The sequence below is a fragment of the Thiohalorhabdus denitrificans genome, from assembly GCF_001399755.1.
Lineage (GTDB): Bacteria > Pseudomonadota > Gammaproteobacteria > Thiohalorhabdales > Thiohalorhabdaceae > Thiohalorhabdus > Thiohalorhabdus denitrificans.
In genome coordinates this window covers 201,522-227,031 of sequence record NZ_LJCP01000011.1, presented here as the reverse complement: position 1 = coordinate 227,031, position 25,510 = coordinate 201,522, and the positions used below count along the sequence as shown (strand labels likewise).

The window sequence follows — 25,510 nt, the reverse complement described above, 5'->3', positions numbered from 1 at the left end:
TATTTTACGCACTCGGCACCCGAAATCGCAGATACAGGCGGGGGTTTGGGGACCGTAAGGCGGCTGCGGCGGGCGTTCGCAAATGGGTATATGAATTGGCGTTATGGCACCGCCCTAATACCCGTAATCCGCGCCGGCGCATCCATTGCCCCACTGCTCCCCTCCTTGAAACGGAGGTTGGATCTTCGTTTTCGCTATCTACCAAGAGCAAGCGAGGGTTCCCGGGTGCTCGACGTGGGTTGTGGCAATGGAACATTCCTGCGCTGGGCCCAAAAAGCGGGTTGGGAACCCTACGGCATAGAACCGGATGCAAAAGCAGCCGAGCAGGCTAGGGGGATCGGGCTCAATGTCCAGGGAGGTTCGGTAGAGGCGGTTCGCGATTACAACCATTTCTTCGATGCAGTGACTCTAAGCCATGTGATTGAACACCTCCATGATCCGTCCGAAACCCTACGTCAGTTGAGACAGGCCATGAAGCCCGGGGCCCACCTGTACATCGACACCCCAAACCTAAATAGTCTCGGACACCAACGCTTCGGTCGACATTGGCGTGGCCTTGAACCACCGCGTCATTTGGTGCTCTTCACCCGTCCCTCCCTAACCGAGTTGCTTCGTCGTACTGGTTTCGATGAAATTCGTTATATTAAGCGTACTGAAGTTGCCGGACATATACATTCTGTAAGTAAACATTTGTGCCAGGGTGGATACCCGTACCCAGAGCCAAAACTTTTTCCGGACATAGCGGCTCGTGTCGCCTCAATGCGTGGGCTGTTAAACCCTGATCATCTGGAATTCGTGACGGTGGTGGCCCGTGCGTCATGCAGTCCGGCAAAAAGGTCCTAGCAGATATGAGGATTTCCATTGCAATGGCGACCTACAACGGCGCCGACTATCTGCAGGAACAGCTTGACAGTTTCGTCGCGCAGACTCGTCAGCCAGATGAGTTAGTTGTGTGTGATGATGGCTCGACGGATGGCACGAAAGGAATACTGCACCGGTTCGCGCGTAAGGCGACCTTCGAGGTGCGGATCGTGGAAAATGAAGTCAATATCGGCTATAAGAAAAATTTCGAAAAAACCATGACATTATGTTCAGGCGACATAATATTTTTAAGTGATCAAGATGATGTATGGTTCAAGGAAAAGATTTTCAAAGTAATACAGGATTTTTTAGGCAACCCGGAAAAAATGGTAGTAATTAACGATCAGTTTATTGCCGACGAACGGCTAAGTAATAGCGGTGTTACTACGTTAGGCAACACAAGGGCTCTGGGATATAAGGATTCCTGGTTTGTTTGGGGTTGCTGTACGGCCTTTCGAAAAGAGTGGGTAAAACTTGCCTTACCAATTCCAGAATACATCAAATCACATGATATTTGGATCAATAATTTAGCGGAGGCTCTTGGTACCCGGTTTATACATGAAGACCCTTTGCAGTTATATCGCAGGCATGGCAGAAATGCCTCCGAAGCTGAAACTAATAAATGCAAAAAGCTTTCGCAATTTACTTTATTAAAGATGTACGGCCTGAATGATGCCCGTGAAGGCTGGAAAAAAGAAATCAGAGATTTGGAGCCATACCAAGAGCATTTGAATGGCCGCCGGAAGGATTTCGTTGAATTTTTTTGGGATAAAACGCTGGATGAGGCCTTGGATAGGATGAAAGAGAAACGGGAATCCTTGGATCATAGGATTACAATAGTTTCTTTGCCTCGCTGGCGGCGTTGTTTTCCTTTGTATGCATTCTGGGTTTCTGGTGGGTATCGATATATGTCGGGATGGAAAAGCGCCCTCAAGGACCTTATTAGGCCATGAGAGACCTTCCATCGGGATCAAAAAATTGTTTGGGGCAGAGATGCGTTTTACATGTCTTGACATCGCTCGATTTCGGTGGTGTCGAAAAACATATCGAACTTCTTGCTGATGAGGTAGAGGGCTCCGAGCATGTGCATTGCTTCTGTGCCATTGGGCAGGGTGGGTTTGTTTCTGACAGACTCGAGGCCAGAGGCAGCCCGGTTTGTTGCCTAGAAAAGCCAGAGAGGATTCCCAGTTTAGGAGCGGTTCTTGCGCTCTATCGACTTTTCCGACGTTTGAGGCCGGAAGTCGTGCATACCCATGGTGCCGAGGCGAACTTTCATGGACTGATTGCTGCTTGGCTTGCCCGGGTGCGGGTGCGCATTGGTGAGGAAATTGGCATTCCTACCCATGGTGGTCGGGCAAAATGGGTGTTTCGCTTGATCTATTCCCTCGCACACCGTGTCATCGGTGTTTCTAATGCAGTCAGGGATTGGCAGATTCAGAGCGGTGAGGTTCCGCCGCACAAGGCGATCCGCATTTATAACCCAGTCCGGCTGCCTACTACTAAATCCCAGGTTTACGATCCCGAACAGGTTTTCCGTATTGGTTTTGTGGGGCGCCTTGAGCCAGTGAAAAACCCGTTGGCGCTTGTCGATGCGGTTGCAAGGGTTATGGAGTGGGGTGTAGTTGCTGAGCTGTGGATAATCGGGGATGGTAGTCAGCGTGAAGAGGTTGAGCATCGTATTGAGCAGCGTGGCCTGACCGGGAGCGTGTGTCTGTGGGGGTACCGTGAAGACCCCGTGGAATATGTATGCCAGTGCCACCTATATGTTCAGCCGTCCTTGTCGGAGGGGTTCGGGATCGCCCTGGTGGAGGCCATGGCCTGCGGAGTCCCGGTGTTGGCCACCGCCGTCGGCGGAGCCCCCGAAATCATAACCCATGGGGAGACAGGGTGGTTGATTGACGACTCGGATGCAGGGCCCCTGGCGGAAGCGCTCATGGAGATTTGGCAGCAGCGAAGTTACCTTTCCTCCATCGGTGTAGCCGGTCGATTGGCGGTGGAGGGGCGGTTTGCGCCAAGCATTTACGTCAAGCAACTTGATTCTCTTTACCGTACCCTGCTTGCGAACAAGTGATTCTTTCCTGTTGAAAAAACGAACCTTATCGTGAAGAAGATACGTGTACTGCATTGCCTGGAAACTGTCGGTTCCGGAGGTGTCGAGCAAACGCGCTTATCCCTGGCTAAAAGGCTTGACCCCGACCGCTATGAACAGCGCTTGGTTTGCACGAAGGCTATCGGGGGGTTGCCCGACCAGTTCGAGCAAGCGGGTTGTTCCATAACCGAGGTAGGCAAGTTTAGAGGAATTTTTGATCGTCGACCGTATCGAGAAGCCTTCAGGATAGTCAGGGGGTTTCGACCTGACATCATCCATGGTGCTGTTTACGAGGGCGTTGCATTGGCGGCTGTGGCCGGCCGGTTGGGGCGGGTGCCGGTTATAATCGGTGAAGAAACCAGCGACCCACAGAACCGGAGCTGGAAGGGCAGCCTGCTATACCGGATTATAACTGCATTCACTGATCAAATGGTGGCGGTTTCTCCCGCGGTGGAATCCTACCTCCGGCAAGATATCAGGTTGCCCGAGAGCAAGGTCAGCATGATTGCCAATGGTGTGCCCAAGAAACAGCCGGCGAAGCCGGAGGTTGTTGCGCGGGTACGGGAAGAACTGGGAATTGGGCCTGAGGATTCCATTATCGGGACAGTAGGCCGGCTGTTTGACGGGCACAAGCGGGTGAGTGACCTCATTCGCGCCCTCCCCCTAGTCACCCAGTGTGTGCCAAACGTCAAGTTGCTTGTTGTGGGTACGGGGCCGGACGAGGACATCTTGCGTGATTTGGCCGTTGAACTTGAGATCGCAGATAGGGTGATTTTTGTTGGGTATCAGGCCGATACCCAACCTTATTATCAAATGATGGATATTTTTGCCTTGGCATCGGCCCGTGAAGCTTTTGGAATGGTATTGGTGGAGGCGATGTTTTCCGGGCTCCCCATTGTGGCTACACGTGCGGGCGGTATTCCCCGGGTGGTGGATGAAGGCGAGACAGCTTTATTGATTGACCCATACAGTCCGCAGGAACTCGCAGCCTCGCTTGTTCACCTGCTCGACGATCCGGAGACTGCTCGTGCGATGGGTAGTCGGGGGGGCATCCGGGCCAAAGAACATTTTAGTGAGGAGCGTTATGTCTATGACGTGGACCATCTCTACACGCGGCTGATGGCTGAACGCGGGTTGGGATGAAGATTTTATTCGTGACTTGGGACGGACCACAGGTTTCTTACCTGGAGGGTCTCTTCCTGCCTATCTTTCGTCGATTGGCGGACGAAGGTTTTGTGTTCCACGTGCTCCAGTTTACCTGGGGGAATAAACAGAAAATTTCACGTGCGCGGACAGCCTGCGAATCATCCAGCATTCCGTACCGGTCTGTGCGGGTCTGGCGAAGGCCTGTATCCGCCGGCTCTCTGCTAACGGCTTTGTACGGGCCTAGGGCGATTAGGCGCACCATTCGTGAGTGGGGGATCGATGTCGTCATGCCCCGCAGTACCTTGCCGGCCCTGTCGACGTTGCTTGCCTTGCGTGGCCGTAGCCTGCCGATGGTCTTTGACGCGGATGGCCTGCCCATAGATGAGCGGGTGGACTTTGACGGGCGATCGCCATCCGGTCTTGTTTATCGCTTTCTGCGCGATATTGAGGCGCAGGCTTCCCGTCGGGCCGATGTGGTTCTTACCCGGTCGTCTCGGGGGGGGCAAATCCTGCATGCACGCGCTGGAGCGGGCACCGCACCGGAACGTTTTTATGTGGTGGGCAACGGCCGGGACGGGGACCCATTCAATCCCCAGGAAGAAAGTTATAGGGAATCGGTCCGGGAGAATCTGGGGCTTCCGCGGAATGCTCCTCTTTTGGCGTACGCGGGCTCGATGGGGGAGCAGTATTGTGTTCCTGAGATGTTGGGCCTTTTCGAGCGCGTGCTCTCGCGGCGGCCCGACGCTCGGCTGCTTCTTTTGACGGGCTCGCCAGAGGCCGTTCCTCCCGCCCTTTCCTCCTTCCCGCATCTTAAAGAAGCGGTAACTACCCTGTCCCTGCCCCCAGATCAGGTCCCAGGCTACCTCGCTGCGGCTGACTTGGGGCTGGCCCTGCGTTCGCCCAAGTTTTCCATGCAGGCGGTGGCGCCCATCAAGGTAGGGGAATATCTATTGTGCGGGCTCCCGGTGGTGGCCACTTCCGGCATCGGGGATACGGATACTTTATCGGGAGACGTCCGCTATCTTCTGGAAGACATGAGCTCGAGGGAGCTGGACGAAGCGGCTGATTGGTTCGTGGATATGGTTCTCCCCCACCGAGAGGTCTTTCGTGACCGTTGCCGTCACGCGGGCGAGGCCAGTTTTTCCCTAGAGGCCAGCGTAGCGTCGTACTTAGCCGCCTTTACTTCGCTTCCCGGCGGGGAAGATTTGGCTGGGGTGGCGGAAAGGCCGGTTCTTGATGGCTGAAGGGCCGAAGGTTCTCTTCCTAACCAAATACGCCCGAAAGGGGGCAAGCAGCCGCTACCGGACCTTTCAATTTCTGCCCTATTTGGAGGCGGCGGGTTTCCGCTGTACCGTCTCCCCGCTGTTTGACGATTCCTATCTTGCCCACAAGTACAGCAGCGGCCGGGCCCGTTGGAGGGATGTGGTGGGCGCCTTCGGGGGTCGGCTGCGGGCGATACTTGGATCTCGCCGTTTCGATCTGGTCGTCATCGAGAAGGAATTGCTCCCGTATAGCCCGGCGCTTCTCGAACGGCTGCTGGGTTGGGCCGGTGTCCCTTATGTAGTTGATTACGACGACGCCCTTTTCCATCAATACGATCGCCACCCCCGGCCGTGGGTGCGGTGGCTCCTGGGCCGCAAGATTGCCCGGGTAATGCGGGGTGCGGCCCTGGTGACGGCGGGCAACGAATATCTGGCCGGTTACGCGCGGCGGGCGGGTGCGCCTCGGGTGGAGGTCCTGCCGACGGTGGTGGACCTCGATCGGTATCCGGCACCCGCCGGACCTGGGGGGAACGCAGTCTTCACCATCGGCTGGATCGGTTCGCCGACCACCGCGCAGTACTTGGAAAAGATTGCCCCGGCCCTGGCCAGGGTCTGCGCCGATGGGCAGGCCCGTGTCCGGCTCATCGGTTCCGGAAAGGTGGACTTGCCTGGTGTGCCCCACGAGGTGATCCCCTGGCGGGAAGGCGAGGAGGCCGAGCAGCTGCGGGCGATGGACGTCGGCATCATGCCGCTGCCGGATACCCCGTGGGAACGTGGCAAATGCGGGTTCAAACTGATCCAGTACATGGCTTGTGGGCTGCCTGTGGTTGCCTCCCCGGTCGGTGTAAATGCCGATATCGTAGAAGACGGGATCAATGGCTATCTGGCGGGGGACGAGGAGGCCTGGGTGGCCGCTCTAAACCGGCTGAAAGGGGAGCCCGAGCGGCGCCAGGAATTTGGTAAAGCGGGTCGCAGCAAGGTGGAGGGGGAGTACAGCTTGGAGGTTACCGCCCCCCGTTTTGCAAGGCTCCTCTGGGAGCAGTGTTCTGACTCTCCGTAAAGCATCTTTGGTGTCTGTAGGGTAAACGCAAGGCCCATCCGGCACGGAGATGCGGATCCGCGATGAGGCCTGAATGGCGCTGGCCGTCGGGCCTGTTGGGCAGCCACACTCGGGAAAACCAAGAGGATGTATTGCCTGATATGTGGCCCTACTGGCTGCTCTTTCTGATCCCTTTCCTCGGCACTCTGGGGCCGATTCGTCTCGATCCCCGGGCCTTGAACCTGGCCTGGTTCGGGGTGGCGACCCTGTTTGCTCTCATTATCGGCCTGCGGCACCAGGTGGGCGGGGACTGGGGGAGCTATCTGCTGCATTTGCGGCTGGTTTACGAAATGGGGATATTCGGGGCCCTGGCCCATGGGGATCCCGGGTACTACTTTGTTAACTGGCTCGTGGCCCAGCTGGGTGGGGACATCTACTGGGTGAACCTGGTCTGTGGGGCCCTGGTGATGATGGGGGTGGTCACCTTCGCCCGCCAGCAGCCCCTGCCCTGGCTGGCCCTGCTGGTGGCGGTGCCGTATCTGATCGTCGTGGTGTCCATGGGCTACACCCGCCAGTCCGTGGCCCTCGGCCTGGCCCTGCTGGGACTGGCCGCGCTGAACAATGGCCAGGTCCGGGGCTTCGTGGCCTGGGTGGTCTTGGGCGCCCTGTTCCACAAATCCGCCGTCCTCCTCCTGCCCATCGCGGCCCTGGCGGCAAGCCGGCGCCGGTTGTGGAATTTCTTCTGGGTGGGGGTGACCGCTGCAGTAGCCGCCGGTTTGTTGGTCTGGGATTCCAGTCAGGCCCTTTGGGCCAACTATGTCGAAAGCGGCTACGAGTCCAAGGGCGGTCTGATCCGGGTGGCCATGAACGCTGTCCCTGCGGCATTGTTCCTGATGTTCCACCGGTATCTGGCCCTGGGGTATTCAGAGAGGCGGCTTTGGTGGTGGATGTCGGTGCTCGCGTTGGCCAGTCTGCCGCTGGTGCCGTTCGCCTCCACGGCGGTGGATCGGGTTGCGCTGTATTTCATTCCCCTGCAGATGTTCGTCTTCTCTCGCCTGCACCTGATAAGGAACGAGTTGGATGAGCGGGGCTTTATAATTCTAGGGGTTGTGGGCTATTACGCACTCGTCCAGTGGGTTTGGCTGAACATGGCCACCCATGCCCCTTATTGGCTTCCCTACCAGTTCGCCCTCTTTCACTAAGGCCCGGAATGCTCGTAACCCTCTCCGCCAATACCGCCTGGTACCTCTATAATTTTCGTTCCGGGGTAATTCGGGCCTTGATGGAGCGTGGCTACCGGGTCGCTACCCTGGCGCCTCCGGATGCCATGAGCGAGCGGCTGGCGGAGCTGGGCTGCGAGGTCATCGACTTCCCCATGGACAACAAGGGCAACGACCCTGTCCAGGACCTGCGTACCATCTGGCGATACAGGCGGATGTATGCTTGTCTGCAGCCCGACCTTGCCCTGCACTTCACTATCAAGCCGGTCATCTACGGCAGCCTCGGAGCGCGGTTGGCGCGGGTGCCCTGCATAAACACGGTCACGGGGCTGGGTACGGCCTTCATCCGGGAGGGCTGGCTGACCCGCATGGTGGAGGTCCTCTACCGCGTCTCCCAGCGCTGGCCCAGCCGGGTGTTCTTCCAGAACGGCGATGACCTCGAGCTATTCCTCCGACGGTCCCTGGTCCGCCGGGAGCTCATCGGCCAGCTCCCCGGGTCCGGGGTGGACCTGTCCCGCTTTCAGGTGTCCGCCATGGAGAAGATAGAGGCGCCGGTATTCCTGTTGGTCGCCCGCATGGTCTGGGATAAGGGGGTGGGGGAATTCGTGGAGGCGGCTCGAATCCTCCGGGGCCACTATCCGGCGGTGCGCTTCCAGCTCCTCGGCCCGCTGGGCGTGGAGAACCGGACCGCGATCCCCCATGAGACCTTGGAGGAGTGGGTCGAAGAGGGCCTCGTGGAATACCTGGGCGAGGCCGACGACGTGCGCCCCCACATTGCTCGGTCCAGCTGCGTGGTACTGCCTTCCTACCGGGAAGGCACGCCCCGCACCATGCTCGAGGCCGCGGCCATGGGCCGGCCGGTCATCACCACCGACGCCGTGGGATGCCGGGAGGTGGTGGATGACGGGGAATCGGGGTTCCTCTGCCAGCCGCGGGATGCCGAAGACCTTGCCCGGCAAATGACCCGCTTTCTGGAGCTGGAGATGGGTGAGCGGGAGACCATGGGGGTGGCCGGGCGGGCCAAGATGGAGCGCGAGTTCGATGAGCGGATCGTCATCCAGCGCTATTTGGAGGCGATCGACGAAGCCGTGGACCAAGCGGCTGTAAGGCCTGCCTGATACAAGCCGGTTCCTTTTTGCCTACCAGGTAAGCGCGGTTCGCTTCCCGGGCCGGACTTGATCCGGGGCAAATTGCCCCGGCTTGACGGGAGATTGTGTGTGCAAATCGCCTTAGGATAGTAGAGACGCCTGGGCCGGGCATTTTTAAAGGTTTGTTCCTGTTTGGAGGGGGGCGCCCGGCTAGGGGGTGCCATAACAGAATTGGCATTCTCCTTTCATATGGCACCCGTACCATGCTACGGTATTACCTGATCGCCCGTTCGGTAAGGCTCCTCCTTTGGAGCGGGCAGGCCCTGCTTGTCGCTGGCGGGAGCAACCCCGGTTCTCTGTGCCCAACGTGGCATGGTTAGAGCCTGGTTACAGCCAAGTCCTTCGGATTTTAGTCCTACCTGAACATTCACGTTGCCTCGGCTTTGCGCCCTGGCGGGAGTGTTCGTTTTTTGTGCAAGAAATCGGGCTCGGGGCGCCGATGCATGCATAGTCCAAAACGGGCCGACTGACAGCGAAACCAAAGCGCCAGCTTGGCTGGCGATTACAAAACACTGGCTTGCCGGGGGGGAGGCCTTCACGCTCACAAGGGACAGGGTGGGCCATGGCCTATTTTCTTCCGTTCTCGGTTTCCCTCTTGCTTATCCGGCTCCTTATGCCGGTTTCTCATCGGTTAGGGTGGGTGGATCGTCCCGGCGGACATAAGGTCCACAAGCAGACCACGCCTGTGATCGGGGGTCTGGGGGTTGCGGCCGGGACGCTTGTCACCCTGTTGTGGCTTGAGCCTTCGGCGGTAAGTGGTTGGGAGGTCTACCTCATGGCCTCCCTGGTGCTGATCGGTGTTGGGGCCTGGGATGACCGGGCCCCGTTGCCCGCGCTTCTCCGGATCGCGATCCAGTGCCTGGTGACCTACTGGGTGGTGGCTTACGGCGGCATGGTGGTGGAGTCGCTGGGGACCTTCCCGATTATTGGGGAGCTGCGGCTGGGCCCCCTGGCGGAGCCTTTCACCGTCCTGGTCACCGTCGGGCTGATGAACGCCCTGAACATGTTGGACGGCCTGGACGGCCTCCTGGGCGGGGTGGTGATGGCCATCCTCGGGGTGCTGGGCCTGGCGGCCCTCACCGGGGGCGCCCAGGATTACGGCCAATTGGCCCTTGTGGTCCTCACGGCTGTGGCCGCCTTCTACATCTACAACTTCCGCTGGCCGGGCCGAAACCGGGCCCTGGTGTTCCTGGGGGACGCCGGGAGCACCTGGCTGGGCCTGACCCTGGCCTGGCTGGCCATCGGCATCTCCCACACCACGCCCGCCGCCCTGGACAAGGCCGCCGTGGCTTGGGTCCTCGCCCTCCCGGTTCTGGATACCTTGTCCACCATCGCCCTGCGACTGAGCAAGGGCAAGCACCCCATGGAGCCCGGCCACGAGCATATCCATTTCGTCCTCCGGGACCATGGGGTATCCGTCAATGCCACCGTGCTGCTCGTGACCGGCCTCACCGCCGTCATGGGACTGGTGGGCCTGGGCATGGCCCGAATCGGCTTGGCGGACTATTGGATCCTGACCGCCTTCCTCCTGCTCTTCATCCTGTATGCGGAGTCCATCCAGCACCTGAGGCGCTTGGGTAGCTGGTTCGGATGGCTGCTCCCGAAGGGGGCTCGGGAGCGGTCCCAGGGCCCTGGCGCCTAGCACCGCCTCCTAACGGGCCGAAGGCCTATGTGAGGGCGGTATCCGGGAAATGGTGCTGAAGGGTGGGCACCGGACCGTTCGTGCGGGCCGGCTCAGCCAAGGGCGCCTACCGGTTGTTCTGCTTCTCCTTCCGAGTCCCGCTCCCCGGCGGGCGGCGTTGCCGCGAACCCCTCCGGATACAGCACGCCCAGGGCATGCAGGTAACGGGCCAGGACGTCCCCCTGGGCGTCCAGGTACCGCCGGGCGGCCGACCCCAAGGCCCGGCGCCGTTCGGGGTCGGCCAGGAGCTTGGCCACCACCCCCTCGAGAGCGGCCGCATCGGCTACCTGGATCGCACCCCCTGCCGCACGGAGCGCTGCGGTCTCGTCCGGAAAGTTTTCCATATGGGGCCCCGTGACCACCGGCTTGCCGAAGGCGGCAGGCTCCAGGAGGTTGTGCCCGCCACGCGGCACCAGCGAGCCGCCCAGGAACACCGCATCGGCATGGGCCATGAATCGTGTCAGTTCGCCCAGGGTGTCCACCAGGTAGATGTCCGTTTCCTCGGTTACCGGCTCGTCACGGCTCCGGACCGCCACCTGGAGGCCCTGTGCCTTGAGCTCCTGCAGGATGCGGTGGCCTCGCTTGGGGTGGCGGGGGGCGATGACCAGCACCCGCCCCTGGTGGTTCATACGCCGCCACATACCTCCCAGGCGGGCCTCTTCTCCGGCGTGGGTGGAGCCGGCAAGGAGGAAGGGCCGCGGGATGGGCGGCTCCGGGGAAGCGTCCGCAACCGTGTCCAGGGTCCGGGCATGCTTGAGGTTCCCCAGCACCTGGATGCGGTCCCCGGCGAGGCCGAGCCGTTCGAAGCGTCGGGCATCTTCCTCGGACCGGGCCAGACAGCTTTCCACGTTTCTCAGGGCATCGCGGAGAATGGCACGCACCCAGGCGGGCGCTTGCAGGGTGCGCTGCGATAGGCGGCCGTTGAGCAGGAACAGGGGAACCCCCGCCCGGCCACAGGCATTGAACAGGTTGGGCCAGAGCTCGGTCTCCACGATCAGGGCGCAGCGGGGCTGGGCCTGGTCCAGGAACCGGCGAACGGCGCCGTGGCGGTCAATGGGTAGGTAGGCGTGCTGGGCGCCTTCCGGCAGCTGGCTGGCGGCCGTCTCCGCCCCGCTGGTCGTGCAGGTGGACAGGAGAATGCGTTTGCCGGGGTGTGTCCGGGCGATGGCATGGACGAGGGGCAGGGCGGCCTGGGTCTCGCCGACGGAGACACAATGGATCCAGTAGTCGTAGGGCCCGGCGGGAAACCCCCACCCGAGCCGCTGCCGGACATAGCGCCTGCCCCGTTTTTCGGTGGCCGCACGCCAGAGGATATACCCGGTCGCAGGGAGGGCGGCCAGGGGCGCCACCAGTCTGTAGGGGTCCAGGGACATGGGGGTGGATTCCTTGGCGAACAGCGGGGCTAATCCTGCACTGTAAAGACACGGTTGCAGCTCGAGCAATAATAGCGGCGGGAGGAGGGGAGTAGCCGCATCCACCACCGGCGCCGTATGCGGTGCAGGGCCATGCTATTGCAAGATGGGCATTCCGGTGGTTTGTGGAGAGGTGCGCCCTGAGATCGGGCCGCGGGGCCTGGCCTGTTCTGCTCCTTTGCGGACTGCATGCCTTCTCCCCTCTTGCAAAGCCCGGGATCCATCCCCGGGGGATGGGTAAAGGCAAACGTAAAATGGTGGGCTCGAGGAGGGGAATTAGTGAAAACCCTTACACTGCGCGGAATATGCCCTTTTCCGGCCGCGCAAGGGCCCTTCAGCTCGGGGCGGTAAGGAAATGCACGTCCCGCTGGGGAAAGGGAATGGTTATGCCGTGCTCCCGGAACAGGGCGTCGATCCGGAAGCGGAGGTCCGAGGGCACCGTGAGGACGTTGTCGAGGTGGGTGAAACAGCGCAGCTCGAAGAGCAGGGCGCTGTCGCCGAAGTCCCGGAAGAACACCGCCGGCTCCGGGTCCGGGTAGACCCCCGGGTGCTCCCGGGCGGTCTGGAGGAGGAGCTCCCGGACCTGCTGGGTATCGGAGCCGTAGGCCACCCCCACGGTGATGATCAACCGCGTGCGGTAGTCGGAGTGGGTCCAGTTGGTGACCGTGAAGGACACCAGCTCGGAGTTGGGCACGATCAGCTCGGCGCGGTCGTAGGTGCGCACCACGGTGGAGCGTACCCGGATGTGCAGCACCTCCGCCCACTGGCCCTGGTATTCCACCACGTCGCCCACCTTGATGGGGCGCTCGAAGAGCAGGATCAGGCCGGAGACGAAGTTGTTGATGACGTTTTGCAGGCCGAAGCCGATGCCCACGGACAGGGCGCCGGCGATGATGGCGAGGTTGGTGAGGTCGAAGCCGGCGGCGGAGATGGCGATGAAGCCGCCCACCACCAGCACCGCGTAGAACACCAGCGACGAGATGCTGTTGCGCAGCCCGATGTCGGGGGTGAAGCGGGGCAGGACGCGGTGGTGGAGGCCCGCCCGCAGCCAGCGGCCGAAATAGAACACCACCAGGAACACGGCCAGCCCCACCCCCAGCCCGACCAGGGAGAACTCGTACTGGCCGATCTGGAACCCGAACAGCACTGGCCGGATGGACCACCAGACCCGCTCCAGCGGGAACTGCCAGAGGGCCAGGACGCTGAGCACCCCGCCCAGCAGCACCACGCCCCGCACCAGGACGGCGAGCAGGTCCACGACGTTGGCCTGGCGGTCCGGGGTCAGGATGGGGGCGAGGCTTTCCGGCGGCCTCCCCTGCTTGAGGCGGCCGATGCCGCGCGCCAGGCCGGTGGCCAGGGCGCCCGCCGCCAGCAGGAGCAGGATGGAGGCCAGGAGGTTGAGGAGCAGGAATCCGGCCAGCCGGTAGTGGCCCGTGGCGGCCAGGGCCGGCAGACCCAGGGCGGTGGCGGCCACCAGGAGCCGGCCGAGCCCGAGGGCCAGCTCCCGCGCCGGGGCCAGGCGCTCCCCGGCCTCGGCGCCGCCGATGCTGCGCCAGCCCGCACGGTGGCGCAGGCCCCACAGGGGCGGCAGGGCCAGGAGGGTAAGCAGCAGGGTGACCACCGACTGCAGCTCCACGGGGAGCGGGTAGTTCTGGTGGGCGATGAGCAGGAAGGCCGCCACACCGGTCACGGCGAACAGGCCGCGCCCGGCGTTCCAGAGGCGCTTGACACCCGGCTGGTCGAGCCGTTTGGCCAGGTCGTCGGACTCGAAGGGCCGCAGGAGGACCGGGAACAGGGCCACACCGAGGCGGTAGACGGCGAACAGGCCCAGGGCCACCTCCAGCAGGAAGGCCGAGGGCAGGTCGCGGGCCTCCACCAGCTCCAGGGCCCCCACCAGCGCGGCGGGTACGGCCAGGGAGAAGGCCCGGTCGCGCACCGCCCACGCCAGGCCCTGCCCCAGGTGGCCCAGACGGCTGCGGCGCGTGTCGTCCCCCCGCCCACGGCCCCAACGGTCCGCCGTGCGGCGCAGGTACCAGCCGATGGCCAGGCCCGCCACCAGGCCCAGCCCGAGGCCCCAATGGACTTCCTCCGCGGTGGGCAGGCCCCAGCCGGGACGGATGGAGGCGATGGCCACCGCCTGGCCGCCGGCCTTCTCCAGGGTCTCGGGGGCCCAGGGGTACGGGCCTTCCTCCACCACCGTCTCCATGGGCACCTCCGCCTCGCCGGCCAGGCTGAGCAGCGGCAGGAAGGGCAGGGCCAGAAGGAGGGGCAGCGCCAGCAGGCCGACGAAGGACAGGCGCCCGAAGGCGGTCTTGCCGGATTCCTCCATGGGGGTCCTCAATCGGTGGTGGCGCCGAGGTGGGCCTCATGGGCGAGGCGGGCGTATTTGGCCAGGATGCCCCGGGTGTACCGGGGGGCCGGCGGCTCCCAGCCCTCCAGGCGCCGCTCCAGCTCCGCCCGATCCAGGTCCACCGCCAGCAGGCGGTGCGCGGCGTCGATGGTGACCCGGTCGCCCTCCTCCAGCAGGCCGATGGGGCCGCCGGCGGCCGCCTCGGGGGCCACGTGGCCCACCACCATGCCGTAGGTGCCGCCCGAGAAGCGGCCATCGGTGATCAGGCCCACCGAGTCGCCGAGGCCCTGTCCCACCAGCGCGGAGGTGGGGCCCAGCATCTCCCGCATGCCCGGTCCGCCCTTGGGGCCTTCGTTGCGGATCACCACCACGTCGCCGGCATTGATCTCGCGGTTCTCGATGGCGTCCATGGCGGCGTCCTCGGAGTCGAAGACCCGGGCCGGGCCGGTGATGGACGTGGTCTTGAGCCCGGAGATCTTGGCTACCGCCCCGTCCGGGGCCAGGTTGCCCTTGAGGATGGCCAGGTGCCCCTGCGGATACACGGGGTCGTCGAAGGGGCGGATTACCTCCTGGCCCGGGTCCGGGTCCGGCGGCACATCCGCCAGGACCTGGGCGACGGTCTCCCCGGTGACCGTCAGGCAGTCGCCGTGAAGGAGGCCGCGGTCGAGCAGCATGCGCATCACCTGCGGCACCCCACCGGCGTGGTGGAACTGGGTGGTGACGAAGCGCCCGGAGGGCTTGAGGTCGCACAGCACGGGCACCTGGCCGCGGATCCGCTCGAAGTCGTCGATGGACAGGTCCACCTCGGCGGCGCGGGCGATGGCCAGCAGGTGCAGCACCGCGTTGGTGGAGCCGCCCAGGGCCATGACCACGGCGATGGCGTTCTCGAAGGCCTCGCGGGTGAGAATGTCGCGGGGCCGGATCTGCGCGTGGATGGCGTGCGCCAGAGCGTGGGCGGAGTCCTCGGCGGACTTGGCCTTCTCCTCGTCCTCGGCGGCCATGGTGGAGGAGTAGGGCAGGCTCATGCCCATGGCCTCGAAGGCGGAGGACATGGTGTTGGCGGTGAACATGCCGCCGCAGGATCCGGCGCCGGGGCAGGCGTTGCGCTCCACGCCCTGGAGGTCCTCCTCGGCGAGTTTGTGGGCCTGGTATTTCCCCACCGCCTCGAAGGCGGAGACGATGGTCAGGTCCTCGCCCTTGTACCAGCCGGGCTTGATGGTGCCGCCGTAGACGAACACTGCCGGGATGTTCATGCGGGCGATGCCGATCATGGCCCCGGGCATGTTCTTGTCGCAGCCGCCGAGGGCGATGACGCCGTCCATGGACTGGCCCTGGCACACCGTCTCGATGGAGTCGGCGATCACCTCCCGCGACACCAGGGAATACTTCATACCCTCGGTGCCCATGGAGATGCCGTCGGAGATGGTGATGGTGCCGAACAGCTGGGGCATGGCCCCGGCCTCGTGCAGGGCCTCCTCGGCGCGGCGGGCCTGGTCGCCGATCTTCACGTTGCAGGGCGTGATGGTGCTGTGGCCGCTGGCCACGCCGACGATGGGCTTGCCGAAGTCCTCGTCGCCGAAGCCCACGGCCCGGAGCATGGCGCGGTTGGGGGTGCGCCGCACCCCCTCGGTGGTGGCGCGGCTGCGGCGGTTATCCGGCATGGCGTGGTGCCCCCTGTTTGGACCGAAGAATCACCCTTACCAGACTACCCGCTTAGGGGGCCAGCAGGCTGCCCCTGGGTCCAACGGCGTCCGAGTCCGCATAAAGCCGTCCGTAGGAGCTCACTTTAGTGAGCGATTACCCTCCCGAGCCCTGGCGGCTCAATTCCGCCATCGCCCGCTAAAGCGGGCTCCTACGGGTGCCCCGTCGCACCGGCTGAGTCCCTCAGCCCTCCACCTGCGACAGATCGCGCACGGCGCCGCGGGCGGCCGAGGTGGTCAGCGCGGCGTAGGCGCGCAGGGCCTGGGTCACCGGACGCTGGCGCTCCGCGGGCCTCCAGGCCTTGGCACCGCGCTGCTCCATGGCGGCCCGGCGGCGCTCCAGCTCGGCCTCGTCCGCGTCGATGCCGATGGAGCGGCCGGGGATGTCGATGACCACCGTGTCGCCCTCCTCCACCAGGCCGATGGGCCCGCCCTGGGCCGCCTCCGGGGAGACGTGGCCGATGGACAGCCCGGAGGTGCCGCCGGAGAAGCGCCCGTCGGTGATCAGGGCGCACTGCGCCCCCAGCCCCTTGGACTTCAGGTAGCTGGTGGGGTAGAGCATCTCCTGCATGCCGGGGCCGCCCTTGGGGCCCTCGTAGCGGATGATCACCACGTCGCCAGCGTTGATCTTATCCCCGAGGATGGCCTCCACCGCCGCCTCCTGGCTCTCGAAGATGCGCGCCGGGCCGGTGAACTGCAGGATGGATTCGTCCACCCCGGCGGTCTTCACGATGCAGCCCTCCGGGGCGAGGTTGCCGTAGAGCACCGCCAGCCCGCCGTCGGGGCTGTAGGCGTGCTCCACGTCGCGGATGCAGCCGTTCTCGCGGTCCAGGTCCAGGGACGGCCAGCGGGTGGCCTGGAAGAAGGGGTCCTGGCTGGGGATGCCCGCCGGCCCGGCCAGGTAGCGGCTGACCACCGCCTCATCCTCCGTACGGCGCACGTCCCAGCGCGCCAAAGCCTCGTCCATGGTGGGGCTGTGCACGGTGGGGAGGTCGGTGTGCAGCAGCCCGCCGCGCTCCAGCTCGCCGAGGATGCGCATGACGCCGCCGGCGCGGTGGACGTCCTCCATGTGGTACTGGTTGCTGGAGGGCGCCACCTTGGACAGGTGCGGCACCCGCCGCGACAGCCGGTCGATGTCCTCCATCTGGAAGTCCACCTCGCCCTCGCGGGCCGCCGCCAGCAGGTGCAGCACCGTATTGGTGGAGCCGCCCATGGCGATGTCCAGGGACATGGCGTTCTCGAAGGCCTCGAAGGTGGCGATGGAGCGCGGCAGGACGGTCTCGTCGTCGCCCTCGTAGTAGCGCTTGGCCAGGTTCACCACCAGCTCGCCGGCTTCCTCGAACAGCGCCCTGCGGTCGGCGTGGGTGGCCAGCAGCGAGCCGTTGCCCGGCAGGGAGAGCCCCAGGGCCTCGGTGAGGCAGTTCATGGAGTTGGCGGTGAACATGCCCGAGCAGGAGCCGCAGGTGGGGCAGGCGGAGCGTTCCACGTTCTCCATGTCCTCGTCGGACAGCTCCGGGTTCACGGCGTAGACCATGGCGTCCACCAGGTCCAGCTTGGTGTCCTTGCCCGCCAGCTTGGTCTTGCCCGCCTCCATGGGCCCGCCGGAGACGAACACCACCGGGATGTTCAGCCGCATGGCGGCGTTGAGCATGCCGGGGGTGATCTTGTCGCAGTTGGAGATGCACACCAGCGCGTCGGCGCAGTGAGCGTTCACCATGTACTCGATGGAGTCGGCGATCAGCTCCCGCGACGGCAGGCTGTAGAGCATGCCGCCGTGGCCCATGGCGATGCCGTCGTCCACGGCGATGGTGTCGAATTCCTTGGCGATGCCGCCCGCCTGCTCCACCGCCCCGGCAACCAGCTGGCCCAGGTCCTTGAGGTGGACGTGCCCGGGCACGAACTGGGTGAAGGAGTTGGCCACCGCCACGATGGGCTTGCCGAAGTCGTCGTCCTTCACGCCGGTGGCCCGCCACAGGGCGCGCGCGCCGGCCATGTTGCGGCCGTGGGTGGTGGTGCGGGAGCGGTATTGCGGCATGGGAGTCGTCTCCAGAGGCTAAGTCGATGATGAACCGCCAAGGACGCCAAGGACGCCAAGGACGCCAAGGACGCCAAGGACGCCAAGGACGCCAAGGACGCCAAGCGCGCCAAGAAGGCGAAAAGGCCCAAAAATGTCGGAAAACGGAGTGTAGGAGCGGCGGCCCCCGCCGCGATGCCTTTCGGTCTGGGGGACGTTATTCGGCAGGTCGCCGCGAGGGGCCGCCGCTCCTACAGGAGGATTTTGCCGTTTGGGGCCGTTTCTCCTTGGCGACTCTTGGCGTCCTTGGCGGTTTGGCGTTTTCTGTTTTTAGGAACCGCCGTGCTCGGCGGCCAGCGCCCGCAGCTTGGGCACCTCCAGCCCCGCCTCGTCGGCGTAGCCGATGGCGCGCGCCAGCCGGTCCGGGGCGGAGCGGCCGGTGTTGCCGTGCTCGGGGTCGGCGAGCATGGCCTCGGCCATGCCGGCCACCAGCCGCTCGCGGTCCAGCTCGGCGCCGGTGAGCCAGGCCTGGATGTCCATCACCTCGTCGGCTACCTGCTGAGCCAGCTCGCGGTGGTGGTTCCACAGCTCGCCGGTGGTGCCGCCCGTCTCCAGCCCGGCGATGTTGGTGGTGAGGATGTAGACGTTCTTGCGCACCAGCTCGAAGAGCATCTCGTCGTAGTCGTCCACTCGGCGCGCGCCGATGCCGATGCCGTCCAGGGCGTTCACCAGCAGGTCGGCGCCGGGGCCGTAGGCGGGCGAGGCGATGATGGGGTTCACCGCCTTGCCGGGCTTCTTCTCGAACCACACCGCGCTCACCGTGGGCTGCGGCAGGTCGTGGGCCTCCCAGTCGCGGGGCAGGAGCTCGTTCTGGATCAGGCCCACCCGGTCCCGCCAGGCCGGGGGCAGATCGGCCAGCACGGTATGGAGGTCCTTCTCGCCCACGGTAACCAGGGCCAGGGCGGGGTCCGGAACGGCCGCTGCCGCCTGCTCCGGGTCCATGTCGCGGGTGACCGGATAGACGGGATGGCCGGCACGCAGAAGGCCGTGGGCGAACACGCTTCCCATCTCGCCGGCGCCGATGAGCACGACGGGCTGGTGCATGGAGAACCTCCCTTTGCGAGTCGGTAATCGGGTCCAGGGCCGGCCGGTACGGGGCCGCTCTCCCTACTCCTGCGCCTTCTGGCGCAGCTCCTGCAGCCGGGAGCGGGCTTCCTCCAGCTTCCGGCGGAGCTCCTCCAGCTGCTTCTTGGCCTGTTCTTCTTCTTCCTTGAGCCCCTCGATCCGCTCCAGGTAGCGGACGTAATTCTGCTCGTTGCCGAGCCGGACCTTCTCCCCCTCGATCCGGTTCTCCCGGGCCTGCTCGTAGATCTGCCGGGCCTTCTCCACCTGGTCTTCCAGCTTCTTTGCCTGGATCTCGGCCTCGGAGATGTTCACGTCGGCGGCGCCGCCGTCCTCCTCCTGGTCGGGTTCGGATTCCTGCTCCTGGCCAACCTCCGGGCGGGGGGCGCCGGACTCGATCTCCAGGCGCTCCACGTCCTGCTGGCCCGGCGGGGGCGCGTCGGAGTAGTGGACGGTGCCGTCCTCGTCGGTCCACTTGTAGACGGTGGCCGCCGTGGCCGGGACGGCCAGGCAGACGCCGAGAGCCAGGAGCAGCGGGGCGGCCTTCCCCCGGATGGGAGCGAGGCGCGGCTGCCGGGCGTTGGCGGGCAGTGGCATGGGTTCGGGTCCCCCTTCTTTCCGTGTGCTCAGGCCCCGGAAGGGGCCGTCTCGCCGCTTTCCCCGTGCGGCACGTGCAGATGCACCTGTACGTCGTGGGCCTGGGTCTGCGCCCGGATCTCCTCCCGCAGCCGCTCGGCGATCCGGTACGCCTCGCCGAGGGTGTGGCTCGCGTCCACCTCCACGGCCAGCTCCAGGGTGATCCGTCCACCCAGATAGTGGACCGTATAGTCGCGGATGGCGAGATCGTGCTCCAGGGCCTCCGTGCACCGGAACACCTCGGCCATGATCTCTTCCCGGTTGGGAAGCAGCGGGATGCCATGCTCGTCGTTCTCCGGGTCCACGTGCACCAGCACCTCGGAGACATCGGGATGGCTCCGGATGAGGTGCTTGCGCACCCGCTCGGCGATCTGGTGGCCCTCGGAGACGCTGACGGTGCCGGGCACCTGCACATGCACGTCCACCAGGGCCTCGGGGCCCATGCGCCGGGTCTTGAGGCCGTGCACGGCCTTGACCCCCTCGATGCGCAGCATCTGCCGGTGCAGACGCTCCACCTCCTCGCGCTCCAGGGAGGTGTCCACCAGCTCCTTGATGGCGTCCCAGCCCAGCTTGCCGCCGGCCCAGATCACCATGGAGGCCACCGCCACGGCGGCCACGGTGTCCAGCACCACCAGGCCCATCATGGAGCCGGCGATGCCCACCAGGGCGGCCACCGAGGAGAGGGCGTCGGTGCGGTGGTGCCAGGCGTTGGCCACCACGCTGGAGGCCTGGTACTTGCGCCCGATCCGCACCTGGATGCGGAACAGCCACTCGTTGGCGCCGATGGAAAAGGCGGCGGCCACCAGGGCGGGCCAGGTGGGCAGGGCGATCTCGCCGGCGGCGAGCCGGGTGGCGGCGTTTACGGCGATGCCCAGGCCGGCACCGATGAGGATCAGCCCCAGGACCACGGTGGCCAGGGTTTCGAAGCGGCCGTGGCCGTAGGGGTGGTCGGCGTCCGGCTCCCGGGCGCCCATGCGCACCGCCACCAGCACCAGGGCGTCGGTGAGCAGGTCGGAGAGGGAGTGCAGGCCGTCCGCGATCAGCGCCTGGGAGTTGGCGAAGACGCCGAACACGGTCTTCACCAGGGCCAGCACCAGGTTGGTGACGGCGCCGATCACCGTCACCTTCTGCGCCGCCGCGGTGCGCTCCGGATCGGAGGCCGCGGAGCCGGGGCCGGCCTCAGGCGTCGTCATCGTCCGCGCCCACCCGCAGGACCACCACCAGCTCGTCGCCCTCCTCGCGGGCCTCCAGGACGGTGTGGCCGTTGACCCGGCACCAGGCCGGGATGTCGTGCAGCACGCCCGGATCGCTGGCGCGCACCTCCAGCTCCGTGCCGGGCTCCAGCTCGGCGATGCGCTCCCCGGCGCGGATCACCGGCATGGGGCACAGCAGGCTGCGCGCGTCGAGGAATTCCCGTTCCTTCTCCTCAGACATGCCATTCCTCGGGGATCTGCGCGGGCGGCATGGGCGCCACCTCGGTCACGTAGGGCTCGCCGCCCGGCGGGGTGATCTCCGCGCGGATGCTTTCGGCGCTGCGGCCCTTGCCGTAGCGGGCCGTGATGCGCGCCGCCGTCTCCAGGTCCGCCTCGTCGGGCTCGCCCTGCACCAGCGCCAGCGGTCCCGGGTAGTCCAGGTCGCGCACGGCGTGGAAGCGCTTGCGGTAGCCGTTCATGAAGCGGTTCTCGCCGTCCTCGCGGGCGATGATCAGCTTGTAGTTGGGCGCCGGGCGCAGGTGGCGGCCCATCTTCAGCAGCATGACGTCGTCGAGGTCGTACTCCTTGCTCCCGCGGGCGCTCCACAGGTCCGCCAGCTTGCGGGAGAAGTTCTCGTCGGTGAGGAAGCAGCAGCCGCCGGCCGGCTGGCTGTACTCCTCGAAGCCGTACCGCTCGGCCAGCTCCATCTGCGGCTTGCGCGAGCGCCCGGTGAAGTCGTAGAGGCGCTCACGGTCCACCCAGCCTTCCCGCTCGGGGAGCGTGGGCGCCAGCTGCTTGGCGCACAGGGGGCGCAGCAGCCGGTCGTCCGCCCCGGATTCCTTCTCGATAATGGGGAAGGTGTCGCGCCGCTGGGACTTGGGCCGCTGGCCGATCACCTCGCCGGTGATGATGAAGTCGAAGCCGTTTTCCTCCATCCACTCGCGGGCCTTGGCCACCATGAAGCCCTTGCAGTCCAGGCAGGGGTTGAGGTTCTGCCCGTAGCCGTGCTTGGGGTTGGTGACGACCCCCACGTATTCCTGGGAGATGTCGACGATGTGGAGCTTGATCCCCACCTGCTCGGCGGACCACAGGGCGTTGTTGCGCTTGGCCTTGTCCTTGTCCTTCTGACGGATGGCGTGGGTATGGCCCTCCACGCAGAAGCCCGTGAAGAAGTTGATGCCTTCAACGTGGACGCCCTGCTCCTTGGCCACCGCGGCGGCCAGCATCGAGTCCAGCCCGCCGGAGAGCAGTGCCACGGCCTTGGGCTGCTCGCTCATTCCGCCTTCCTCCTGCATGTATGTGCGCTCCCGTCGAGGGGAGAAACAAACCTTGTGGAACGGTACATCCGCCCCCGGGGCAAATTCCCCCGAGGGCCCGGTTGGGCGTAGAATTCCAGCCCCGGATGGTAACGTATTGGCGCAGAAAATTCCCATGGATGGGAGCTCCGCCCCGAGGGGGCACGGATTCCCACGCTCAGGAGACGTCCATGACCGAAAAAGGTTCCCGAATCCCCGACGAGGACCCCCAGGCCATCCTCGACCGCGCCCGGCAGCGCGCCCGGGAAAAGGGCAAGGACTTCACGGGCGAGATGACCCCCGAGGAGGCCTACGCGGTGCTGGAGAAGCTCCCCAACGCCCAGCTGGTGGACGTGCGAACCCAGGCGGAGCGGGACTTCGTGGGGTACCCCGCTCTGGGCACGCACGTGGAGTGGGAGACCTACCCGGGCATGGAGTACAACCCGGACTTCCCCGCCCAGCTGCAGTCCGAGGTGGGTACCGACACCTCCCAGGTGCTGGTGTTCATGTGCCGCAGCGGCGGGCGCTCCGGCAAGGCCGCGGAGGCCATGGCCCGGCAGGGGTACGCCGAGACCTACAACCTGCTCCAGGGCTTCGAGGGCGACAAGGACGAGCAGGGCCACCGGGGCAAACAGGGCGGCTGGAAGGCCGCCGGGCTGCCGTGGGAGCAGAAGTAGCCACGGGTTCTGCCGGCTCGGCCCGCAAACCCACACCCTCGCCAAGGTCCACGTAGGAGCCCGCTCCGGATCGCCCGCTAAAGCGGGCTCCTACAGCCTTTGCCGGGCGGTATCAGTCGCCGAAGCGCCGCTCCCAGCCCAGGTGGAAGGTGACGTCGGGGGCCCGCTCCGGCGTGAGGTCCTCGGAGACGCCGAGGTCCAGGCGGCCCCAGGCCGGCAGCTCCACCTCCGTGCCCAGCCGGGCCTCCGCCGCCGGTTTGCCCAGGGTGCCCACCTCGCTGCGGTAGAAGGGCGTATGGACGTCCACCTGGGCGCGCAGGGTGAAGGTGGACCCGGGCCGGACCGCCCCCGCCAGCCGCAGGAAGCCCGCCCAGTTCCGGTGGAGCTCGGCCAGCACCCCCGAGCCGGTCATGGCCACCATTCCCGCCGCCCCGTGCAGGGCCCCCGGACCGAGCCACGTGGCTCCGGGCAGGGTGCCCCCCGCCCACAGGCTGGTGTCCCAGCCGCCGCTGCCGAGGAGCCCGTCCGGGTCGCCGGTGGGCGCCTCCACCCGCACCCCCACGACGGCCCTTCCCTCCCCGTCGTCTTCGGCCACGGGGAACCGCGCCCCCAGCGCCACGTCCCCCAGGCCCGAGGCCGAGCTGTCCCGGCGCAATAGCGTTTCCCTGTCCTCAACCACTACGTAGAGCAGTTCGTCCGTCGGGCGCCGGCCCCGGTTGCCCTCCGGAAGCCCGAGGGCGCTGTGCCAGATGTCGAGGGTCCCGTCCAGGAAGCCCCCCGAATGGGCCACGTGGGGCACCTCCAGGGTCCACTCCCCCAGCCGCCGGGGCAGGGGGCCCGAGACGCTCAGCGTGGTCCGCTGGGTCTCCCCGTCGAACAGCACCCCGCTCCGAGCACCCCCCTCCAGCACGTCGTGGCTGGCCCGGTCCAGGTCGAGGCGGAGCCGTAGGCCTCCCTCGGGCGCGCCGACGGGCTCCGTGTCCCGGGGCAGGCCGTAGACCTGCTGAACAGGGGAGAGCGTGGCCGTGGGCAAGGAGGGCCGGAGCCCCTTGCCCTCGGCCTCGGGCGGCTGGCAAAGCCCGAAGCCGGCCAGGGCGGCGAGGAGTCCGGGCAGGGGGAACGGTAGCCCCCCGGGCCGGCGGTTCTGGAAGGATGCTTGGGACAAGGTTCACGGGCTAGGTGGCGAATGGGGCGGCGATGGTACCGCAAAAGGCGCCCTTCCGGGCCGGCAAAGTCCCCCATCAACCCTGGGACAGAGGGATCGGTTGTCGCAAACAATGTCCGATTGCACTTCTTTTTCGGGACATTGGTCTTCAGAACCCTTCATTCTCAGGAATTTGACAGGAAACACTGGACGGGAGTAAAAGCAGGGGCCCGGAAAAATCCGGAAAGCCTTTGTGTCTTCCAGCCGGGAAGTGGGTACCTGCCGCAAGGGGTCGTTGGTCGGGCACCGGGCCCGCAAGTTTGGGGCTGTTCCCGGTTTGGGTAGGCACGGGCGAAACAAAAGGGGAAAAGGAGGAAGTGATGAACGGCACGAAGGTTTCCATGCTGGCCGCCGCCCTGGCGGTGCCTGTTGGTCTGGTGGGCTGTGGTAGCAGCGGTGGTGGCGGCGGTGGTGGAACCGTCACCTATACGGGCAGCACCAGCGAGGCCGAGATCGACGAGAGCAACGGCTCGGATGCCCTGAGCGGGGTGCTATCGGGATCCACCACGGCGGCCAGCTCCGAGGATACGGTTTCCGCTGTGGAGGGGTCTCTCCCCACGGAGGCCGTAAATGTCCTGCAGGTGGGACTGGACCGGGCCAAGAAGGGCCTTGATCAGGAGGTGTCAGGCGGTGGCCAGGAAGTGCTCGCCGGGGCGGATTACACCGAGGAAAAGTCCTGCCCGGAAGGGGGAAGCTATTCCTTCACCCTCAAGGACAACGACGGCAACGAGGCCCTCAGTGACGGGGACGAGATGGTTTACTCCTTCGACAGCTGCGTGGAGGAGGATGGCCTGACCTTTGATGGGGGGTTTGCGGTTGCCTACACCGCGGGCGCTGCGGACGGGATGGACATCGATTGGTCCATGGATTTTCGCGACCTCACCATGCAGGGGTCGGGGATGGATTTCGGTGTGGACGGCGATTTCCGGATGCTGAGCGGCACCGAGGCCCAGAATTACGACGCCGAGGGTGACGGGCCCGGGATGCCGCACGAGGCTCCGGCCTCGGTGGACATGGTGATGGTGGCCAATATCGAAATGGTGGATTTCGCCCAGGGCGAGCAGTTCCTGCTCGAGAACGCGGAGATCTGGGCCGGTTCTGACGATAGTACTTTGGACCCCGTCCTGGTCTATCACGGCACCGACCCCGAAAACGGCAAGGTGTACAAGAGCTGCCTGGGGGACCTGGGCTGCGTGACCGTGGACCATGATAAAACCACCTACTTCACCTGGTCCGATTACTCGACCAATTCCAACCCCTATCCGGCTACCGGCGTCCTGCGGGTCAATGGTGGAAACGGTACCTGGGTAAAGCTTGACGCGAACACCGGGGATAACTCCACCGTCTATGTGACTACCTCGGATAAAACGCTAGACATGGAGCCAATGGACTGGAGCGAGGTCTCCGCAGCCACCATGGACACCCTTTTGCAGTAAGGAAAGGGGCCCCGGTCCTGAACGA

At 65.1% G+C, this 25,510-nt stretch carries 21 protein-coding genes; 11 read left to right on the top strand and 10 right to left on the bottom strand.

Features of this window, described 5'->3' with window-relative positions; genetic code table 11:
* Window positions 1-90: 90 nt before the first annotated feature.
* From AN478_RS13640 to AN478_RS10490, 9 genes are all read left to right on the top strand, one after another.
* Entirely contained in the window at window positions 91-843 is a 753-nt protein-coding gene (locus AN478_RS13640) for a class I SAM-dependent methyltransferase (protein WP_082433032.1), read from the top strand.
* A gap of 23 nt (window positions 844-866) precedes the next feature.
* The gene (locus tag AN478_RS13635) at window positions 867-1,814 is read left to right on the top strand and encodes a glycosyltransferase family 2 protein (protein ID WP_231627393.1); all 948 of its coding nucleotides are present in this window, start codon (window positions 867-869) and stop codon (window positions 1,812-1,814) included.
* A gap of 56 nt (window positions 1,815-1,870) precedes the next feature.
* A complete protein-coding gene (locus AN478_RS13630) occupies window positions 1,871-2,932 on the top strand; it encodes a glycosyltransferase (protein ID WP_074471260.1) in 1,062 nt (353 codons plus the stop codon).
* Between the two features lie 30 nt (window positions 2,933-2,962).
* Entirely contained in the window at window positions 2,963-4,093 is a 1,131-nt protein-coding gene (locus AN478_RS10515; protein ID WP_231627392.1) for a glycosyltransferase, read from the top strand.
* Window positions 4,090-5,340 carry a glycosyltransferase family 4 protein gene (locus AN478_RS10510; protein ID WP_054966566.1) on the top strand — a complete coding sequence of 417 codons (1,251 nt, stop codon included), beginning with the start codon at window positions 4,090-4,092 and terminating at the stop codon, window positions 5,338-5,340. The genes AN478_RS10515 and AN478_RS10510 overlap by 4 nt, the downstream gene beginning before the upstream one ends.
* Window positions 5,333-6,418: a glycosyltransferase family 4 protein gene (locus tag AN478_RS10505; protein WP_054966565.1), complete on the top strand. Its 1,086-nt coding sequence runs from the start codon at window positions 5,333-5,335 to the stop codon at window positions 6,416-6,418. Before AN478_RS10510 ends, AN478_RS10505 begins: the two co-directional genes overlap by 8 nt.
* 140 nt (window positions 6,419-6,558) lie before the next feature.
* Window positions 6,559-7,599 carry an EpsG family protein gene (locus AN478_RS10500; protein ID WP_054966564.1) on the top strand — a complete coding sequence of 347 codons (1,041 nt, stop codon included), beginning with the start codon at window positions 6,559-6,561 and terminating at the stop codon, window positions 7,597-7,599.
* Between the two features lie 8 nt (window positions 7,600-7,607).
* Complete coding sequence (locus AN478_RS10495; RefSeq protein WP_054966563.1) at window positions 7,608-8,735, top strand: glycosyltransferase family 4 protein; 1,128 nt, start codon at window positions 7,608-7,610, stop codon at window positions 8,733-8,735.
* An 805-nt stretch (window positions 8,736-9,540) separates the two neighbouring features.
* On the top strand, window positions 9,541-10,407 hold the full coding sequence (locus tag AN478_RS10490; RefSeq protein WP_054966562.1) for an MraY family glycosyltransferase: 867 nt from the start codon (window positions 9,541-9,543) through the stop codon (window positions 10,405-10,407).
* A gap of 92 nt (window positions 10,408-10,499) precedes the next feature.
* Here AN478_RS10490 and AN478_RS10485 read toward each other — a convergent pair whose 3' ends face one another.
* The 9 genes from AN478_RS10485 to AN478_RS10445 all read right to left on the bottom strand — a co-directional run bounded on the left by AN478_RS10485 (window position 10,500) and on the right by AN478_RS10445 (window position 22,150).
* The gene (locus tag AN478_RS10485; RefSeq protein ID WP_054966561.1) at window positions 10,500-11,819 is read right to left on the bottom strand and encodes a 3-deoxy-D-manno-octulosonic acid transferase; all 1,320 of its coding nucleotides are present in this window, start codon (window positions 11,817-11,819) and stop codon (window positions 10,500-10,502) included.
* Between the two features lie 373 nt (window positions 11,820-12,192).
* On the bottom strand, window positions 12,193-14,187 hold the full coding sequence (locus AN478_RS14760) for a mechanosensitive ion channel family protein (RefSeq protein WP_054966560.1): 1,995 nt from the start codon (window positions 14,185-14,187) through the stop codon (window positions 12,193-12,195).
* Between the two features lie 8 nt (window positions 14,188-14,195).
* Entirely contained in the window at window positions 14,196-15,869 is a 1,674-nt protein-coding gene (gene ilvD / locus AN478_RS10475) for a dihydroxy-acid dehydratase (protein WP_054966559.1), read from the bottom strand.
* A gap of 223 nt (window positions 15,870-16,092) precedes the next feature.
* A complete protein-coding gene (gene ilvD, locus AN478_RS10470; RefSeq protein ID WP_054966558.1) occupies window positions 16,093-17,943 on the bottom strand; it encodes a dihydroxy-acid dehydratase in 1,851 nt (616 codons plus the stop codon).
* Between the two features lie 309 nt (window positions 17,944-18,252).
* Window positions 18,253-19,026, bottom strand: coding sequence for a ketopantoate reductase family protein (locus AN478_RS10465; protein ID WP_054966557.1), 774 nt, complete (start codon window positions 19,024-19,026; stop codon window positions 18,253-18,255).
* A 63-nt stretch (window positions 19,027-19,089) separates the two neighbouring features.
* Complete coding sequence (locus AN478_RS10460) at window positions 19,090-19,641, bottom strand: DUF4124 domain-containing protein (protein WP_054966556.1); 552 nt, start codon at window positions 19,639-19,641, stop codon at window positions 19,090-19,092.
* A 29-nt stretch (window positions 19,642-19,670) separates the two neighbouring features.
* Window positions 19,671-20,873, bottom strand: coding sequence for a cation diffusion facilitator family transporter (locus AN478_RS10455; RefSeq protein ID WP_054966555.1), 1,203 nt, complete (start codon window positions 20,871-20,873; stop codon window positions 19,671-19,673).
* The gene (locus AN478_RS10450) at window positions 20,860-21,114 is read right to left on the bottom strand and encodes a sulfurtransferase TusA family protein (RefSeq protein WP_054966554.1); all 255 of its coding nucleotides are present in this window, start codon (window positions 21,112-21,114) and stop codon (window positions 20,860-20,862) included. The genes AN478_RS10455 and AN478_RS10450 overlap by 14 nt, the downstream gene beginning before the upstream one ends.
* The gene (locus tag AN478_RS10445) at window positions 21,107-22,150 is read right to left on the bottom strand and encodes a tRNA (5-methylaminomethyl-2-thiouridylate)-methyltransferase (RefSeq protein ID WP_054966553.1); all 1,044 of its coding nucleotides are present in this window, start codon (window positions 22,148-22,150) and stop codon (window positions 21,107-21,109) included. Before AN478_RS10445 ends, AN478_RS10450 begins: the two co-directional genes overlap by 8 nt.
* Window positions 22,151-22,359: 209 nt before the next feature.
* On the opposite strand from AN478_RS10445, the gene AN478_RS10440 reads away from it, so the two are divergent.
* Entirely contained in the window at window positions 22,360-22,845 is a 486-nt protein-coding gene (locus tag AN478_RS10440) for a rhodanese-like domain-containing protein (protein ID WP_054966552.1), read from the top strand.
* Window positions 22,846-22,957: 112 nt separating this feature from the next.
* Here the strand turns inward: AN478_RS10440 and AN478_RS10435 are convergent, their stop codons facing one another.
* Window positions 22,958-24,010, bottom strand: a complete 1,053-nt coding sequence (locus AN478_RS10435; RefSeq protein ID WP_054966551.1) for a DUF3187 family protein — start codon at window positions 24,008-24,010, stop codon at window positions 22,958-22,960.
* Between the two features lie 359 nt (window positions 24,011-24,369).
* Here AN478_RS10435 and AN478_RS10430 point away from each other — a divergent pair, with 359 nt between their 5' ends.
* Window positions 24,370-25,485 carry a hypothetical protein gene (locus AN478_RS10430; protein ID WP_054966550.1) on the top strand — a complete coding sequence of 372 codons (1,116 nt, stop codon included), beginning with the start codon at window positions 24,370-24,372 and terminating at the stop codon, window positions 25,483-25,485.
* The last annotated feature ends 25 nt before the right edge of the window (window positions 25,486-25,510 follow it).

Bases quoted from the DNA above. Each gene is read 5' to 3' on its own strand.
- AN478_RS13640 (WP_082433032.1), top strand. From the start codon at position 91: ATGAATTGGCGTTATGGCACCGCCCTAATACCCGTAATCCGCGCCGGC.
- AN478_RS13635 (WP_231627393.1), top strand. From the start codon at position 867: ATGGCGACCTACAACGGCGCCGACTATCTGCAGGAACAGCTTGACAGT.
- AN478_RS10510 (WP_054966566.1), top strand. From the start codon at position 4,090: ATGAAGATTTTATTCGTGACTTGGGACGGACCACAGGTTTCTTACCTG.
- AN478_RS10505 (WP_054966565.1), top strand. From the start codon at position 5,333: ATGGCTGAAGGGCCGAAGGTTCTCTTCCTAACCAAATACGCCCGAAAG.
- AN478_RS10500 (WP_054966564.1), top strand. From the start codon at position 6,559: ATGTGGCCCTACTGGCTGCTCTTTCTGATCCCTTTCCTCGGCACTCTG.
- AN478_RS10495 (WP_054966563.1), top strand. From the start codon at position 7,608: ATGCTCGTAACCCTCTCCGCCAATACCGCCTGGTACCTCTATAATTTT.
- AN478_RS10490 (WP_054966562.1), top strand. From the start codon at position 9,541: ATGGCCTCCCTGGTGCTGATCGGTGTTGGGGCCTGGGATGACCGGGCC.
- AN478_RS10485 (WP_054966561.1), bottom strand. From the start codon at position 11,819: ATGTCCCTGGACCCCTACAGACTGGTGGCGCCCCTGGCCGCCCTCCCT.
- AN478_RS14760 (WP_054966560.1), bottom strand. From the start codon at position 14,187: ATGGAGGAATCCGGCAAGACCGCCTTCGGGCGCCTGTCCTTCGTCGGC.
- ilvD (WP_054966559.1), bottom strand. From the start codon at position 15,869: ATGCCGGATAACCGCCGCAGCCGCGCCACCACCGAGGGGGTGCGGCGC.
- ilvD (WP_054966558.1), bottom strand. From the start codon at position 17,943: ATGCCGCAATACCGCTCCCGCACCACCACCCACGGCCGCAACATGGCC.
- AN478_RS10465 (WP_054966557.1), bottom strand. From the start codon at position 19,026: ATGCACCAGCCCGTCGTGCTCATCGGCGCCGGCGAGATGGGAAGCGTG.
- AN478_RS10460 (WP_054966556.1), bottom strand. From the start codon at position 19,641: ATGCCACTGCCCGCCAACGCCCGGCAGCCGCGCCTCGCTCCCATCCGG.
- AN478_RS10455 (WP_054966555.1), bottom strand. From the start codon at position 20,873: ATGACGACGCCTGAGGCCGGCCCCGGCTCCGCGGCCTCCGATCCGGAG.
- AN478_RS10450 (WP_054966554.1), bottom strand. From the start codon at position 21,114: ATGTCTGAGGAGAAGGAACGGGAATTCCTCGACGCGCGCAGCCTGCTG.
- AN478_RS10445 (WP_054966553.1), bottom strand. From the start codon at position 22,150: ATGAGCGAGCAGCCCAAGGCCGTGGCACTGCTCTCCGGCGGGCTGGAC.
- AN478_RS10440 (WP_054966552.1), top strand. From the start codon at position 22,360: ATGACCGAAAAAGGTTCCCGAATCCCCGACGAGGACCCCCAGGCCATC.
- AN478_RS10430 (WP_054966550.1), top strand. From the start codon at position 24,370: ATGAACGGCACGAAGGTTTCCATGCTGGCCGCCGCCCTGGCGGTGCCT.